This is a genomic window from Rhizobium sp. MHM7A, from assembly GCF_005862215.1.
Taxonomy (GTDB): Bacteria; Pseudomonadota; Alphaproteobacteria; order Rhizobiales; family Rhizobiaceae; genus Rhizobium; species Rhizobium bangladeshense.
In genome coordinates this window covers 319750-334554 of sequence record NZ_VCHT01000004.1, presented here as the reverse complement: position 1 = coordinate 334554, position 14805 = coordinate 319750, and the positions used below count along the sequence as shown (strand labels likewise).

16 protein-coding genes are annotated in these 14805 nt (G+C 61.0%); 3 read left to right on the top strand and 13 right to left on the bottom strand.

Going from position 1 to position 14805, the window contains the following annotated elements; translation table 11 throughout:
* Positions 1-95 precede the first annotated feature (95 nt).
* Genes FFR93_RS17910 through pcsA form a run of 6 tightly spaced genes read right to left on the bottom strand, consistent with a single transcriptional unit; the run spans position 96 to position 6541 of the window.
* A complete protein-coding gene (locus FFR93_RS17910) occupies positions 96-1172 on the bottom strand; it encodes a BMP family ABC transporter substrate-binding protein (protein WP_064712806.1) in 1077 nt (358 codons plus the stop codon).
* Positions 1173-1221: 49 nt separating this feature from the next.
* A complete protein-coding gene (locus tag FFR93_RS17905) occupies positions 1222-2142 on the bottom strand; it encodes an ABC transporter permease (protein ID WP_064712807.1) in 921 nt (306 codons plus the stop codon).
* Positions 2139-3224, bottom strand: coding sequence for an ABC transporter permease (locus FFR93_RS17900; protein ID WP_138394204.1), 1086 nt, complete (start codon positions 3222-3224; stop codon positions 2139-2141). The genes FFR93_RS17905 and FFR93_RS17900 overlap by 4 nt, the downstream gene beginning before the upstream one ends.
* Positions 3214-4782: an ABC transporter ATP-binding protein gene (locus FFR93_RS17895; RefSeq protein ID WP_138394203.1), complete on the bottom strand. Its 1569-nt coding sequence runs from the start codon at positions 4780-4782 to the stop codon at positions 3214-3216. The genes FFR93_RS17900 and FFR93_RS17895 overlap by 11 nt, the downstream gene beginning before the upstream one ends.
* A gap of 39 nt (positions 4783-4821) precedes the next feature.
* Entirely contained in the window at positions 4822-5802 is a 981-nt protein-coding gene (locus FFR93_RS17890) for a quinone oxidoreductase (protein ID WP_138394202.1), read from the bottom strand.
* 10 nt (positions 5803-5812) lie between these two features.
* Positions 5813-6541 carry a phosphatidylcholine synthase gene (pcsA, locus tag FFR93_RS17885; protein WP_064712893.1) on the bottom strand — a complete coding sequence of 243 codons (729 nt, stop codon included), beginning with the start codon at positions 6539-6541 and terminating at the stop codon, positions 5813-5815.
* Between the two features lie 344 nt (positions 6542-6885).
* Here pcsA and FFR93_RS17880 point away from each other — a divergent pair, with 344 nt between their 5' ends.
* A complete protein-coding gene (locus tag FFR93_RS17880; protein ID WP_064712809.1) occupies positions 6886-7698 on the top strand; it encodes a ferredoxin--NADP reductase in 813 nt (270 codons plus the stop codon).
* Between the two features lie 50 nt (positions 7699-7748).
* Here the strand turns inward: FFR93_RS17880 and FFR93_RS17875 are convergent, their stop codons facing one another.
* From FFR93_RS17875 to FFR93_RS17850, 6 genes are all read right to left on the bottom strand, one after another.
* Positions 7749-8363: a GntR family transcriptional regulator gene (locus FFR93_RS17875; RefSeq protein WP_138394201.1), complete on the bottom strand. Its 615-nt coding sequence runs from the start codon at positions 8361-8363 to the stop codon at positions 7749-7751.
* Positions 8364-8559: 196 nt separating this feature from the next.
* Entirely contained in the window at positions 8560-9762 is a 1203-nt protein-coding gene (locus tag FFR93_RS17870) for an ABC transporter permease (protein ID WP_064712810.1), read from the bottom strand.
* Complete coding sequence (locus tag FFR93_RS17865; RefSeq protein WP_138394200.1) at positions 9752-10468, bottom strand: ABC transporter ATP-binding protein; 717 nt, start codon at positions 10466-10468, stop codon at positions 9752-9754. The genes FFR93_RS17870 and FFR93_RS17865 overlap by 11 nt, the downstream gene beginning before the upstream one ends.
* A gap of 12 nt (positions 10469-10480) precedes the next feature.
* The gene (locus FFR93_RS17860) at positions 10481-11773 is read right to left on the bottom strand and encodes an efflux RND transporter periplasmic adaptor subunit (protein WP_138394199.1); all 1293 of its coding nucleotides are present in this window, start codon (positions 11771-11773) and stop codon (positions 10481-10483) included.
* Positions 11774-11986: 213 nt separating this feature from the next.
* Entirely contained in the window at positions 11987-12361 is a 375-nt protein-coding gene (locus FFR93_RS17855; RefSeq protein WP_138394198.1) for a GFA family protein, read from the bottom strand.
* 9 nt (positions 12362-12370) lie between these two features.
* Positions 12371-12580, bottom strand: coding sequence for a hypothetical protein (locus FFR93_RS17850; protein WP_138394197.1), 210 nt, complete (start codon positions 12578-12580; stop codon positions 12371-12373).
* A gap of 377 nt (positions 12581-12957) precedes the next feature.
* Between FFR93_RS17850 and FFR93_RS17845 the strand changes: the two genes are divergently transcribed.
* Together FFR93_RS17845 and FFR93_RS17840 are read left to right on the top strand one after the other, a co-directional pair.
* On the top strand, positions 12958-13140 hold the full coding sequence (locus FFR93_RS17845) for a hypothetical protein (protein WP_004673791.1): 183 nt from the start codon (positions 12958-12960) through the stop codon (positions 13138-13140).
* A 120-nt stretch (positions 13141-13260) separates the two neighbouring features.
* On the top strand, positions 13261-13683 hold the full coding sequence (locus FFR93_RS17840; protein ID WP_138394196.1) for a hypothetical protein: 423 nt from the start codon (positions 13261-13263) through the stop codon (positions 13681-13683).
* Between the two features lie 33 nt (positions 13684-13716).
* Here FFR93_RS17840 and ugpC read toward each other — a convergent pair whose 3' ends face one another.
* Complete coding sequence (gene ugpC / locus FFR93_RS17835; protein ID WP_138394195.1) at positions 13717-14796, bottom strand: sn-glycerol-3-phosphate ABC transporter ATP-binding protein UgpC; 1080 nt, start codon at positions 14794-14796, stop codon at positions 13717-13719.
* Positions 14797-14805 lie beyond the last annotated feature (9 nt).

Sequence of the window (14805 nt, the reverse complement as noted above, 5' to 3'; positions counted from 1 at the left end):
ATAGTATTACTTTTGTAAATCGCTTTTTTTAGCGTATGAGCAGAAAAAAGGGCGTCTCCAGGACGCCCTTTGAATTTGCAAACTGGCTGCAGAAGTTATTGCGCAGGCAGCTTGTCGTCGACGCCTTCGACATAGAAGTTCATGCCGAGCAACGTCCCGTCATCGGCCTTCTCGCCAGCCTTCAGCCAGGGCGTGCCGTCCTGCTTGTTGATGGGGCCGGTGAAGGGATGCAGTTCGCCCGATTTGATCTTGGCTTCGGTTTCCTCGGCAAGCTTCTTCACGTCATCGGGCATGTTGGTATAGGGCGCCATTGTCAGAATGCCGTCCTTCAGGCCATCCCAGCTCTGTTCCGACTTCCAGGTGCCGTCGAGAAGCGCCTGGACGCGCTTGACGTAATAATTGCCCCAAGTGTCGATGATCGCTGTGAGCTGTACGTTTGGACCAGCCTTGATCATGTCGGACGCCTGGCCGAAGGCCTTAACGCCGCGTTGCTCGGCAACCTGCATCGGAGCGGTCGTGTCCGTGTGCTGGGTGAGAATGTCGACGCCCTGGTCGAGCAGCGCCTTGGCGGCATCGGCTTCCTTGCCGGGGTCGAACCAGGTGTTGACCCAGATGACCTTCATCTTGAAGTTCGGGTTGACCGACTTGGCGCCGGTTTCGAACGCATTGATGCCCATCACCACCTCGGGGATCGGGAAGGAGGCGATATAGCCTGCCGTGCCGGTCTTCGACAGCTTCCCGGCGATAATGCCGCTGATGTAGCGGCCTTCATAGAAGCGCGAATTGTAGGTCGCGACATTGTCGGCGGCCTTGAAGCCGGTCGCATGCTCGAACTTCACCTTCGGGAACTTCTTGGCGACGGCGACAGTCGCGTCCATGTATCCGAAGGATGTGGTGAAAATAAGCGAGCAGCCGGAACGGGCCATGCGCTCGATGGCGCGTTCGGCATCAGGACCCTCCGGAACGCTTTCGAGGAAGGATGTTTCGACCTTGTCGGCGAATTCCTTCTCGACCTGGAGGCGGCCGTTTTCATGGGCCTGCGTCCAGCCGCCATCGGTGCGGGTGCCGACATAGACGAAGCAGACCTTGGTCTTTTCGGCAGCCTCGGCGGCCGGACCGATGCTCAGGACAAGGGCAGCTGTCGCTGCGAGAGCAAGTGCAAGTTTTTTCATTTTGATCCCTGTTGGTTGGAAGTTTGAAACCCGTCTTTTTTGTTGTTGCTCACCGGTCAGGCACGAAGGCTTTGCCAAGCGAGGCCGGCGTATTGATCATCGTCGTGCGCCGATTATGCGAGATCATGATGAGGACCACAACTGTCGCCGCATAGGGCAGCATCGACAGGAACTGCGACGGAATGCCGATGCCGAAGGCCTGCGCGTGCAACTGCAGGATCGTCACAGCTCCGAAGAGATAACCGCCGGCCAGCAGCCGCCAAGGCCGCCATGAGGAGAAGACGACAAGCGCCAGCGCGATCCAGCCCCGCCCGGACGACATATTCTCGGTCCACTGCGGCGTATAGATCAGCGACAGTTGTGCCCCTGCAAGGCCGGCACACGCGCCACCGAACATAACGGCGAGATAACGCGTGCGGATGACGTTGATGCCGAGCGCATGGGCGGAGGCGTGATTATCGCCGATGGCGCGTATCTTCAGGCCGGTTCGACTCCTGAAGAGGAACCAGTTAACGCCGATAACGAGCAGGATCGACAGGTAGAAGATCAGATCCTGTTTGAAGAGGACGGTTCCGACATAAGGAATGGCCGAAAGAACTGGAATTTCGATCGGCAGAAGCCGGATGCCAGGCGCGCCGACGAAGGCTTCGCCGAGCATGCCGGAAGCGCCAAGGCCGAGGATCGTCAGGGCAAGGCCCGTCGCCACCTGGTTGGTGACGAGCGTCAGCGTCAGGAAGGCGAAGAGCAGTGAGAACAGCGCGCCGCTGACGATGCCACCGACAATGCCGATATAGGCCGATCCGGTAAGTTGAGCGGCGGCGAAGGCGCCGACGGCGCCGATGATCATCATGCCTTCGACGCCGAGATTGAGAACACCGGAGCGCTCCGTCACGAGTTCGCCGAGGGCTGCAATGACGAGCGGCGTCGAGGCGGTGATAACCGTCAGCAGGATGGCTTCGAAGATGCTCATACCGCCCCGCCCCTGACCCGCGACCAGACAATGCGGATTTTGTAATAGATCAGCATATCGCAGGAGAGCACGAAAAAGAGCAGCAGACCCTGGAACACGCGCGTGACCTTGTCGGAAATGCCAATCGAAAGCTGTGCGGCCTCGCCGCCGAGATAAGTCAGCGCCAGCACCAGGCCTGACGCGATGATCCCGAGCGGGTTGAGGCGGCCGAGGAAGGCAACGATGATGGCGGTGAAACCGTAGCCGGGAGAGATCGCCGGCTGGAGATGGCCGATCGAGCCGGAGACCTCACTGATGCCGGCAAGGCCGGCAAGCGCGCCTGAGAAGAGAAAGCTGAACCAGATCATCTTCTTCGCGGAGAAGCCGGCGAAGCGCCCTGCCCTTTCCGATTGGCCGAGCACGACGATCTCGAAGCCTCTCAACGTATAGCGCAACATGAACCAGACGCCGATCGCCGCAATGATGGCGAAGACGAACGCCCAATGAGCGCGGCCAGATTCTTCCCAGATCGCCGGCAGCACCGCCTCAGGCGCGAAATCGCGCGAAACGGGAAAGTTGAAGCCCTTCGGATCGCGCCAGGCGCCCCGAACCAGCCAGTCCAAGAAAAGCTGGGCGATGTAGACCAGCATCAGTGACGTCAGGATCTCATTGGTGTTGAAATGCGCCTTCAAAAGCGCCGGAACGGCGGCGAAAAGCGCACCACCAAGCGCGCCGAGCACCAGCATCAGCGGCAACACGAGCGGCGAGTGCCAGTCGTAAAAGACGATCGGCAGATAGGAGCCGGTGATGGCTCCGATGGTGAACTGTCCCTCGGCGCCGATATTCCAGTTGTTCGAGCGGTAGCAGACGGCAAGGCCGACGGCGATCAGGATCAGCGGCGCGGCTTTGATCGCCAGTTCGTGCAGCGACCAGACCTCGAGCAGCGGCTCGACGAAGAAGGCGCTCAGCGCCGCGGCCGGGTCCTTGCCGAGCATGGCGAACATGATGGCGCCGAAGGTGAGCGTCAGGACGAGGGCGAGGAGCGGCGAAACGAAGCCGAAGAGCTTCGAAACGTCGGGGCGTTTTTCCAGTTCAATGCGCATGGGCTGCCTCCGCGGCAGAACCGCTCTCGTGCAGGCCGCCCATCAGCAGGCCGATATTTTCGCGCGTCAGTTCACTCGCCGGGAAAGGCCTGGAAAGGCGGCCCTCGGAGATGACGGCAATATCTGTCGCGACCTCGAAGATCTCGTCGAGATCCTGGCTAATGACGACGACGGCGGAGCCGGCCTTTGCAAGGTCGACCAAAGCCTGGCGGATGCGGCTTGCCGCCCCGGCATCCACGCCCCAGGTCGGTTGATTGACGACAAGCACCGCCGGCTGGCGGTCGAGTTCGCGGCCGACGATGAATTTCTGCAGGTTTCCGCCGGAAAGAGAGCCGGCGGCCGGATCATCGCCGCTCTTGCGGACATCCATCGCCTCGGAAATGCGCCTGGCGGCGGATTTCACAGCCCGGCGGCGGATCATGCCGAGCAGGCCCAGAAAGGCCTTGCGATCCGACTGGCTGCGGGCAAGGACGAGATTATCCGACAGTTTCAAGGCAGAGACGGCGGCGTGCCCGTGGCGTTCCTCCGGCACGAATCCGGCACCGAGCAGGCGGCGGGCGGTAATTCCCTGATTGCCGACGTGTCTCTTGCGAATGACGATCGCCTCGGGCGAAGCGACCGGATATTCGCCCGAGAGAACGTCGAAGAGCTCGCTCTGGCCGTTGCCCGCCACACCGGCAATCGCCAGGATCTCACCGGAACGCACGGTCAGCGATACCTCGCGCAACGGCATGGCGAAAGGCGTGCGGGCAGCGACCGAAAGGTTGACTACCGCCAGCTGCACCTCGCCTTTGTCGCTGCGCCCCGGATGCGTAACGGCGGCTACCTCGCTGCCGACCATCATGCGGGCGAGCGATGCGGGTGTTTCCTGCTTCGGATCACAGGCGCCGGTTACACGGCCATGGCGCAGCACCGTTGCTCTATCGCAGATGCGCTGCACCTCCTCCAGCCGATGGCTGATATAAAGAACCGAACGCCCCTCGGCGCGCAGCTTGAACAGCGTTTCAAACAGCTTGTCGGCTTCCTGCGGCGTCAAAACCGAGGTCGGTTCGTCGAGAATGATGAGCTTTGGATTCTGCAGCAGCGCCCGGACGATCTCGATGCGCTGGCGCTCGCCGACCGAGAGATCGGCGACATGAGCATGCGGATCGAGCGGCAGGCCGTAGGCTAGCGACAGCGCCCTCGCCTCCTCGGCGATCCTGTCGATCGGGATGGCGTCGTCGAGCGACAGCGCTATGTTTTCGGCGACCGTCAGCGCCTCGAACAGTGAAAAATGCTGGAAGACCATGCCGATGCCAAGCTTGCGGGCCTCGCCCGGCGAGGTGATGGCGACCTCTCTTCCTTCCCAGAGGATGTGCCCGTGCGTCGGCTCGAGAACGCCGAACAGCATCTTGACCAAAGTGGACTTGCCTGCGCCATTTTCACCGAGAAGTGCATGTATTTCGCCCGGCGCTATGTCGAGATCGATGTCATTGCAGGCGGCAAAGCCACCGAAAAACTTCGTCAGCTTCTGGATGGATAACAACGCACCGGAATCCGGCACATTCAATGCAGACACGTTCCCCTCATTTCTTCTGCCAACCGGTCCGTTCGGATCTCATGGAATCAGCAGCGTCGTTCCCGTAGTTTTTCTTGCTTCCAGATCCGCGTGAGCCCGCCCGACCTCACGCAGCGGATAGGTTTGGTTGACATTGATACGCACTTTGTTGCTTTGCACAACATCAAATAGCGCTTGTGCACTATCGACCAATTCCTGGCGCGCGGCGATATAGGTGAAGAGCGTCGGACGCGTCGCAAAGAGTGACCCCTTCTGCGCCAGCTGGGACAGGGTGAAGTTCTCGATCGGCCCGGAGGATTGGCCGAACGAGGCGAACAGACCGCGCGGCTTCAGGCAATCGAGCGACTGTGGAAAAGTATCGCGGCCGATCGAATCATAGACGACATCGACGCCCTTGCCGCCGGTTATTTCGCGGACACGACCGACAAAGTCATCGCTCTTGTAGTTGATCACGTGGTCGTAACCATGGGCGAGCGCTAGCTCGATCTTGTCTTCGGAGCCCGCGGTACCGATGATGGTGGCGCCGAGCGCCTTTGCCCATTGGCCGGCAATCAGACCGACGCCGCCGGCGGCGGCATGGAACAGGAGCGTTGTCTCAGGCCCGACCTTGAAGGTGCGGTTCAAGAGATATTCGGCAGTCATGCCTTTCAGCATCATCGCCGCCGCCGTTTCCAGCTCTATGCCGTCTGGCACATGCACCAGATGGCGCGCCTCGATATTGCGTTCGGCGCTATAGGCGCCGTCGGCGCTGGCATAGGCGACACGGTCGCCAAGCTTGAAATCGGCAACATCAGGCCCGACCGCCGTCACGGTTCCGGCGCCCTCCTTGCCGGTGACAAAGGGAAGGTGCGGCGGCTTATAGGTACCGTTGCGGAAGTAGACATCGATGAAGTTGAGGCCGATCGCTGCCTGCCGGATCTGCACCTCGCCTGCCGCGGGTGGCGCAAGATCGATGTCGACATAGTCGAAAACCTCAGGTCCGCCCGTCTTCGAGAATGAAACCGCATGCGTCTTCGTCATCTTGCCTGTCCTAAGCTTCGCGTCCAAGGGAGGGGAAGAATTGCAGCACCGCGCCGATGACGTAAAGATAGAGCCCGGTCACGATGAAGAGAATGAGCGCCCATTCCGGCATCTCGAAATGCATCAGCAGCGAATAGACGCCGAGCGCCGACCAAAGGAAGAAGACGCCGAGGTTGAGCGGGCGCAGCCTTTTCACGCGAACCGGATGCAGGAAATTGATCGGCAGGAAGGTCAGCACCACCGATATCGTGACGACGATCAGCGCGGTCGTGGCGCTCGCATCGATGACGAACAGCGTGAAGACGATCATGTTCCAGACGACGGGAAAGCCGGAGAAGAAATACTCCTCCGTCTTCATGCCCATGTCGGCATAATAGATGGCGCTGGAGACGACGATCATGCCGGCGGCGACGAAGGACCAGGGCTCGCCGATCATGCCGCTCTGATAGAGCGCAAACGCCGGCAGAAGCACATAAGTGACGTAATCGATGATATTGTCGAGCGTATCGCCAGACCAGTTCGGCAGCACTTCCTTGACGCGCACCTTGCGGGCAATGGGCCCGTCGATGCCGTCGACCAGAAGCGCCAGCCCCAGCCACCAGAACATGTCGATGAAGCGGTGCTCGGCGGCAGCAACGACGCCGAGAAAGGCAAGGAAGGAACCGGACGCCGTAAGGATATGAACGGAAAAGGCGCGCATTTCCGCGTAAGGAACACGCTTATAGTTGAAAATCTTCATATTCCCCCGACCGTCTGTCGCGCTCGCCCCGGCAAGCGTGTTTTTCTCGCCATCATCACCGGACCCTGTTTCTGAATCGGGTTCGACGCCGTAGGTCTTTGTTGTCGCACCGCTTTTGCCGAAAATCTGCATCCGGTCGCGGCGCGCCGCTCTAATATGCATCCTTTGCCGAGCTTCGCCAGCGGGAATTACGACATTCTCCGCTCGCCTTGAATCCTGACAATAACACGCATATTTCCCTTCATGAGCGCTGGATGGAATGGATTGCCTTTAATTCGGGCCGGATATGTAATATCTGCCTCGCATCCGATAGTTCATCCGACGAAACGGGATCCTCTACCGCAATGAACGCGCCTGCAAAGACCGAAGACTTCGCATCGTCCATCCCCGCCGGCGTCTACGCCGAGACGGTGCTCAGCGTGACGCATTACACCGACCGGCTCTTCCGCTTTACGATGACCCGGCCGCAGGGCTTCCGTTTCCGTTCCGGCGAATTTGCGATGATCGGCCTGATGGTCGCAGGCAAGCCTATCTTCCGTGCCTATTCGATCGCCAGCCCTGCCTGGGCCGAAGAGCTTGAATTCTTCTCAATCAAGGTACCGGACGGCCCGCTGACCTCGCATCTGCAGGCAATCAAGCCCGGCGACCAGGTGCTGATGCGCAAGAAGCCGACGGGCACGCTGGTGCTCGATGCGCTGACGCCCGGCCGTCGCCTCTACATGTTCTCGACGGGAACCGGCGTTGCGCCTTTCGCGAGCCTGATCCGCGATCCCGAAACTTATGAGAAGTTCGAGGAGGTCATCCTCACCCATACCACACGCGATGTCGCCGAGCTGAAATACGGCTTCGACCTCGTGCACGAGATCCAGAACGATGAGCTGCTGAAGGAAGTCGTCGGCGACAAACTGCGTCATTATGCGACCGTCACGCGCGAGGACTTCGAGTATCGGGGCCGCATCACCGACCTGATCTCGTCAGGCAAGCTCTTTACCGATCTCGGCGTGCCGCCGCTTGATCCAGCAATCGACCGCGGCATGATCTGCGGCTCCTCGGCCATGCTGAAGGACACCAAGGAACTGCTTGAGAAGGCGGGCCTCAATGAGGGCGCCAACAGCAAGCCGGCCGAATTCGTCATCGAGCGCGCCTTCGTCGGCTGACGCTTTTTTGACGAGCATATCTGCAAGCGGCTCCGGAAACGGGGCCGTTTCTATTTGCGGGCGAGATAGTCGATCAACGCCGCCATGGCCGCACTGGCATCATCGGGCCTGCCCTGCTGAATGGACCGGATGACGGTGACATGCAGCGCGATGGCGCGGTCCATGCGCTCGGGGCTTGCGGTGGAATACCAGAGGCGACGCGAATGCGTCTGCACCGGGCCGAGCGCGGCCGTGATGAAGCCATTCGGACAGACATCCTCGAGTATCTCGTCAAAGGCCTTGTCGGCGGCGAAGAAGCCAATGAGATCGCCGGTGGCGGCGCATTTTTCCATGGCGTCGGCGCAATCGCTGAGGCGGAGGCGCTGCTCGTCCGTTGCATGTTCGGCAACGAGGCTTGCCGCGATCGGCTCCAGCTCACGGCGCACCTGCATGACATTGCCATGATCCTCCGGCGCGATCTCGGCAACCTGCAGCCCAACCCGCGGCTTCACCAGGATCAGCCCCTGCCAGGCGAGTTTCTGAATCGCCTCGCGCACCGGCGTTCGCCCGTGGCCCGCCATGTCGATCAGTTGCTTTTCGGTGACAAGCGCGCCGGGTTTCAAGACAAGCGTGACGATCAGATGCTCGAGCGCCAGATAGGCACGGTGGCTTTGTGACGTCTGCATGCCGATAATCCCGCCGCCAAACTGATATATCACACTGTGGCACGGTGAAGAAACGAAGACAAGGCGCCGCCAGGAATCCAGGGAGTGACAAATAGATGCCGAGGCCGCATGGCTGAACCGCAATTGTTACAGCTACGCTTTCTCGAAGCACCACCGGAGCCGACCAACCAAAGCCGCCATACACCGAGCCCGCCATTCACTCGTGCCGCAGCGCCTCGATCGGATTGAGCTGCGCTGCTCGTCTCGCCGGGAAATAGCCGAAGATCATGCCGATTGCCGCGGAGAAGAGGAAGGCGACGGCGACCATCATCGGGCTGAAGACGAAGGGGACTTTCAGGAGGGTGACCGCCACCAGACCGAGGCTCAGGCCGAGCACAATGCCGGTGATGCCGCCGAAGAGCGAGAGGGCCACCGCCTCGACCAGGAACTGGGTGAGCACCTGGCTTTCGAGCGCGCCGATCGCCAGGCGGATGCCGATTTCGCGGGTTCGTTCGGTGACGGAAACCAGCATGATGTTCATGATGCCGATGCCGCCGACGAGCAGGCTGATTGCAGCGACGGCGCCGAGCAGGCCGGTCAGGAGCGTCGTCGTTCCGGTCATCGCCTCGGCGATCTGCGTCATGTCGTTGACGTTGAAATCGTCCTGCCGGCCGGGAATGATCTTGCGGCGCTCACGCAAAAGATTTTCGATATCGGCCTGCACCTTGGCGGTGGAGACGCCGTCGCGCGCCGAGATGATGATCTGCGGTACGTTGCTGTTGCCGCTGATGCGCCGCTGGAACACCTTGACCGGCATGATGACGACATCATCCTGGTCGGTGCCCATGCCCGACTGGCCGCGCCTGGCGAGCACCCCGATCACCGGACACGAGACCTTACCGACGCGAATCTGCTGGCCGATCGGATCGCCAGCGCCGAAGAGCTGCGAGCGGACCGTCTCGCCGACGATGCAGCGGGACTGGCCGCGCTCCTCGGCTGGAGTGAAAATGCGGCCGAGCGCCAGGTTCCAGTCCTGCGCGACGAAATAATCGTTCGTGGTGCCGGAGACGCTAGTCGAATGGTTCTGGCCGCCAAAGATCACCGTCGCGGTCGTCTGGTTGAGCGGCGCCACCGCCCTCAGACCGCCGATCTGGTCGCGGATGGCGGCGACATCCTTGACGCTGAAGCGCTTGGCCTCGGAGCTCGCCCGGCCGGGGCCGAACTGGCCGGGCCGGACGAACAGCATGTTGGTGCCGAGACGCGACAGTTCGGTGGAGACCTGGGCGGTCGTGCCGTTGCCGATCGTGACCAGCGCGATGACGGCGGCAACGCCGATGACGACGCCGAGAACGGTGAGGAACGAACGCAGCATGTTGCGGCTGATGGCGCGCAAGGCGAGCTTCAGCGTTTCAAAGAACATGATCCGCCCTCCTGCGGTGCTCGACTTCAGTCTCGAGCTTACCGTCGACGAAGCGCAGCAGCCGCCCGGCATAGGCGGCGATATCAGGCTCGTGGGTGACCATGACAATGGTGATGCCCTGCTCGCGGTTCAGCCGCGTCATCAGGCCCATGATCTCGACGCTGGTCTTCGTGTCGAGATTGCCTGTGGGTTCGTCGGCGAGCAGCAGCGCCGGCTCGGTGACGATGGCGCGGGCGATGGCGACGCGCTGCTGCTGGCCGCCGGACAGTTCCTGCGTCTTGTGATGTTCCCGGCCGGACAGACCGACCAGGGCCAGCGCCTCGCGCGCCCGTTCGCGCCGCTCGCGCACCCCCATGCCGCGATAGATCAGCGGCAGTTCGACATTCTCGACCGCTGACGTGCGCGACAGGAGATTGAAGCCCTGGAAGACGAAGCCCAGCATGTGGCGGCGCAACAGCGTCAGCCCGCTGCGGTCAAAGCCGCTGGTGGGGATGCCCTGGAAGATGTAATCGCCCGATGTGGGCACGTCGAGGCAGCCGAGAATGTTCATCGCCGTCGATTTGCCGGAGCCCGATGGCCCCATGATCGCCACGAATTCGTGGGCGTCGATCGCAAGATCGACATGATCGAGAGCGCGGATCGCAGCCTCGCCCGCGCCGTAGACTTTCGAGACCTTCCTGAATTCGATGAGCGGCGGGCTTGCCATCCGTCTCTCCGCCTAATTGGTCCGCACGGCGGCGTCGGTCACCAGCGCATCATCTTCCTTGAGTTCGCCGGAGATCACCTGGGTGAACTGGCCGTCGGAGGAGCCGACCTCGATGACGACGGGCGTGGCGCGGCCGTTGCGCAGGACCCAGACGCGGCGCTGAGCTCCCGTCAGCGCCTGGCCGGTATCGCCCCCGCGTCGGCGTGGCGGGCCGAAGATCCCGAGAATGCCGCGGCCGCGTCGTTCCGCCTGCGGCGGGGCATAACGCAACGCGGCGTTCGGTACCATCAGCGTATCCTTGACAGCCTCGACGGTGATGTCGGCGGTGGCCGTCATCCCGGGGCGCAGCAGCAGGTCGGCATTGTCGACCGAGAGAACCGCCTTATAGGTCACCACATTGTTGACCACTTCGGAGGCGAAGCGGATCTGCTCGATCTCGGCCGGGAAAGACCGATCGGGATAGGCATCGACGGTAAACTTCGCCTTCTGGCCGACGGCGATCTTGCCGACATCGGCCTCGTCGACATCGACCTGAAGCTCCATCTTCTTCAGGTCGCCGGCAATGGTAAAGAGGATGGGCGCCGAAAGCGAGGCTGCGACGGTGGCGCCCGGGTTGACCGAACGGGTGAGGATCACGCCGTCGATTGGCGAGACGATCTTTGCCTTGGCGAGATTGACTTCGGCAAGCTGCAGGTCGGCCTCTGAGGCGAGAACCTCGGCTTCGTTGATCTGTTTGGCGGCGACGGCGGAATCATATTTATAGGTGGCGTCGTCAAGGCTCTGCTGGGTGGAGACGTTGCTCCTGACAAGGCTCTTCAGCCGTTCGAGCGAGGTGCTGGCCGATTCGAGATCGGCATTGGCCTTGGCGACATTCGCCTTGGCCGAATTGACCTTGGCGCGCGAGCTCTTCACATCCGCCTCGAGCTTGTTGGTGTCGAGCAGCGCCAGCACATCGCCCGCCTTGATGGTGCTGTTATAATCGACGTTAACGTCGCGGACAGTGCCGGAAAGCTCGCTCGATATATCCACCTGCTCAGTCGGCTGCACCGAACCGGTGGCAGTGACGAGCACCGTCAGCGCGCCGCGTTTTGCCGGCTGCGTGGTGTAGCTCACTTCGCTTTGCCCACGGCCGACGTAGAAATAAGCAGCAGCCGCAGCAGCAGCGAGAAGGATCAAGAGAACCAGGAGGCGTCCGCGCCAGCGGCCCCGCTTGTTCTGCCTTGCCGACGCGGCAAGAACCGTTGCGAGGTCGGGCGTCGCGCCGGCCTTTGCTCCGGTTTCGTCGCCGCTTACGATTTTGTTCATGTCATCCTCGATCGGTCAGTGGCCGCCTCGGCCCTGCAATGAACTAATCACACTGCAGATGAACCGGGAATTAGCGTTGCCGCCGAAGTGGCACGGAATTACGGACGGGTGAAATGAAATATTGGTAAGAAAAGTCAAGTTTGCCGCGGCGGAGCCTGTCGCCCTAAAATCTGCAGCGTTTTCGCGCTCCGGACAGGCAGAAATCATCGCCCGTCAGTCGGTGTCCTCTGTGTATTGTCTGGCATCCGGCAGTGGATGCAGCCACGATTCGCGCCGCTTGACCCAGACTTCATGGTTCGGCTCAAGATCCGTCGGGGGATTGTCGAGCGAGCCGAGACGGATTTCCACCGCCTGCTCCTGAAGGCAGAAAAGCCTGCCGCCGCAGGCGGGGCAGAAGCTGCGGCCGGCGAAAGTTGAAACCTCGCCGCTATGGGAGAAAGCGGAGCGAGGCCAGAGCGCGAAGAAGACGAAGGCGGAACCGCTCGATTTGCGGCAATCAGCGCAGTGGCAGAGGCCGACGCGAAGCGGCTCGCCTTCCACCCGATAGGCGACCGCTCCGCAAAGGCAGCTTCCCGTTCTGAGCCTCATTGTCCGCCGTCAGGAGTCGAGTTTGGTGGGGAGCCGCGGGGGACGGCGCTTTGCCGCCATCAGCAGATCGAGCTCCGTGGCCGAGGGGCCAAATTTCTCGTAGAGGCGCTTGGCCTCCTTATCGTCCAACCGGTATTTCCGGGCAAATTCGCTCATACTGTAGGGGCGGCCGCGCAACACTCTTCGCGCCGGGGTCGCCGTTTTCGGTGCGTCGGTCATGGTTTTCTCCTTTCATCAGATCCCATTTAAGCTAGAGCGGTCCGTCCATTTGAAAAGAGTCGAGGGGCCGTCTCGGGGGCCGTGAACGAGCACGGATGCGGCTGATTTTCCTGGAACCTTTTTGCCGAAGGACGGTTTTCGAAGCGAGGTTGCGGGCCGCGCCAGGCGGACGCGGCGGTGCTGGAGAACATCGGAATTTCTCCGCCTTCTTCCGATGGCCAACGAAATGGCAGACGAGCTCCCTACCCGCCCGGCCCGCCTCCTCATCCTCTTTTCCGGCGAGATCACGAAATGTTAAAATGCGGAACGCATGCGCCGGGGCGAGGTTGTCAACACGAGGTCGACGTGGCCTCAGTTCAAAACCAAGGAGAAACCAAATGGCAAACCAAGGTGGAACCCATGAACAGCACGTCAAGGCTGGGCAGCAGAGTCACAAGAACGACTCCAATACCCGCAGCGCCTCTTCAGGCGGCCGCGACGCGCAGTCCAGCGGAACCCGCGGCGGCAGCCATGAGCAGCATGTGAAGGCTGGTCAACAAAGCCACAAGAACAGCCACTAAGCTGTCGTGACCGTAAAACTCAGCCCGCGCCCTCCATTCCGGCGCGGGCTTTTTCGTGACCTTGAAGCTGGGCTGGCATTTGGATAGCATCATAGACTATAACGCGACCCGAAAGCGAATATGAAGAAACTCAATCTCGGAATGCCTCAGAGAGGCCTGCTCTTTCAATCGTATTTTGTGGGCATGACTTTGGCCCATGTCCCTATGTTCTTTGGAGACATCGGACTGATAACACTTTTTTTAAAGTTTGTTTTTTCCATACCAGTCATGTTCGGGATATATTTCTTTTATATTTTTAAATATAAGCAAGTACATTCACGTCCATTTTTCTGGTCTGCGCTAACATTTGTTTTTTCTTTGTGCCTTGCCATGCTGATTTACGTTTTGTTATTTTTCGATGGAGGCCGGATGGATCTTCGTCTTTTATCTGTTTTTTTCATTTTTGCTGTCCCGTCATCGCTAATTGCCTGCGCTTACTTCGCTCTGAGACTTTGGCTACAGATAAGATTTTCTTGCGGACGGCAGAGCGAAGCTGCGATTTGACGAATGGCGCCGTTGTGGATGGACGCTGAGGGCTCAAGACAGACGCCCGCCGTCCTCACCGAAGAGGTGCAGCACGGCGGGGTCGAGATGCAGCGGCAGGCTGTCGCCTCTCTTCATACTCTGCTGGCCGGCGAAGACGGCGATCAGCTTCTTGCCGGCGGCTTCAGTGTGGACCACGGTTTCAGAACCCAGTTCCTCGACAAGGGTGACCCGCGTGTCCAGCCTGCCTAAGGCGGCTGCATCCGCAAGGGTGATGTGCTGCGGCCGGATGCCGATGCTGACCCTCTCGCCTATCGGACCTGCTTCTCTGGCAATCACGGAAAGGCGATGGCCGCCGACAGTTTCGACTTGGGTGAAACCGCCGTCGTGGCCGACGACCGACCCTTCCAGGAAATTCATGTGCGGGGCGCCGATGAAGCCGGCGACGAAGCGATTGGCCGGCTTGTTGTAAAGTTCCAGCGGTGTTCCCACCTGCTCGATCCTGCCGCCTCTCAAGACGACGATGCGGTTTGCGAGCGTCATCGCCTCGACCTGGTCATGGGTGACATAGATCATCGTCGCCTTCAGGCGGGCGTGGAGCGCGGCGAGTTCGGCCCGCATGCTGACCCTGAGTTCGGCGTCCAGATTGGACAGCGGCTCGTCGAGCAGGAAGGCATCCGGCCGGCGCACGATGGCGCGGCCGATTGCGACGCGCTGGCGCTGGCCGCCGGAGAGCTGGCCCGGGCGGCGCTGCAGAAACGGGTCGATCTCCAGCATCCTGGCGGCATCAGCGATGCGGGTTTCGATCTCGGCCTTGGCCACCTTGGTATTCTCCAACCCGAAGGCCAGATTCTCGCGCACGCTCATGTGCGGATAAAGCGCATAGGACTGGAAGACCATGGCAAGGCCGCGGTCGGCCGCGCCGATCGCGGTGACGTCCTTGCCGTCGATGGCGATACTGCCGCCCGTGGGTTTGTCGAGGCCGGCGATCAGCCGCAGCAGCGTCGATTTCCCGCAACCGGACGGGCCGACGAAAGCGACGAACTCGCCGTCATTGACGGCGAGCGAGACATCGCGGATGACCTCGACGGCGCCGAAATTCTTGACGATGTTCCTGAGCTCGAGACCGCTCATGCACTCTCC

Bases quoted from the DNA above. Each gene is read 5' to 3' on its own strand.
- FFR93_RS17910 (WP_064712806.1), bottom strand. From the start codon at position 1,172: ATGAAAAAACTTGCACTTGCTCTCGCAGCGACAGCTGCCCTTGTCCTG.
- FFR93_RS17905 (WP_064712807.1), bottom strand. From the start codon at position 2,142: ATGAGCATCTTCGAAGCCATCCTGCTGACGGTTATCACCGCCTCGACG.
- FFR93_RS17900 (WP_138394204.1), bottom strand. From the start codon at position 3,224: ATGCGCATTGAACTGGAAAAACGCCCCGACGTTTCGAAGCTCTTCGGC.
- FFR93_RS17890 (WP_138394202.1), bottom strand. From the start codon at position 5,802: ATGACGAAGACGCATGCGGTTTCATTCTCGAAGACGGGCGGACCTGAG.
- pcsA (WP_064712893.1), bottom strand. From the start codon at position 6,541: ATGAAGATTTTCAACTATAAGCGTGTTCCTTACGCGGAAATGCGCGCC.
- FFR93_RS17880 (WP_064712809.1), top strand. From the start codon at position 6,886: ATGAACGCGCCTGCAAAGACCGAAGACTTCGCATCGTCCATCCCCGCC.
- FFR93_RS17875 (WP_138394201.1), bottom strand. From the start codon at position 8,363: ATGCAGACGTCACAAAGCCACCGTGCCTATCTGGCGCTCGAGCATCTG.
- FFR93_RS17870 (WP_064712810.1), bottom strand. From the start codon at position 9,762: ATGTTCTTTGAAACGCTGAAGCTCGCCTTGCGCGCCATCAGCCGCAAC.
- FFR93_RS17865 (WP_138394200.1), bottom strand. From the start codon at position 10,468: ATGGCAAGCCCGCCGCTCATCGAATTCAGGAAGGTCTCGAAAGTCTAC.
- FFR93_RS17860 (WP_138394199.1), bottom strand. From the start codon at position 11,773: ATGAACAAAATCGTAAGCGGCGACGAAACCGGAGCAAAGGCCGGCGCG.
- FFR93_RS17855 (WP_138394198.1), bottom strand. From the start codon at position 12,361: ATGAGGCTCAGAACGGGAAGCTGCCTTTGCGGAGCGGTCGCCTATCGG.
- FFR93_RS17850 (WP_138394197.1), bottom strand. From the start codon at position 12,580: ATGACCGACGCACCGAAAACGGCGACCCCGGCGCGAAGAGTGTTGCGC.
- FFR93_RS17845 (WP_004673791.1), top strand. From the start codon at position 12,958: ATGGCAAACCAAGGTGGAACCCATGAACAGCACGTCAAGGCTGGGCAG.
- FFR93_RS17840 (WP_138394196.1), top strand. From the start codon at position 13,261: ATGAAGAAACTCAATCTCGGAATGCCTCAGAGAGGCCTGCTCTTTCAA.
- ugpC (WP_138394195.1), bottom strand. From the start codon at position 14,796: ATGAGCGGTCTCGAGCTCAGGAACATCGTCAAGAATTTCGGCGCCGTC.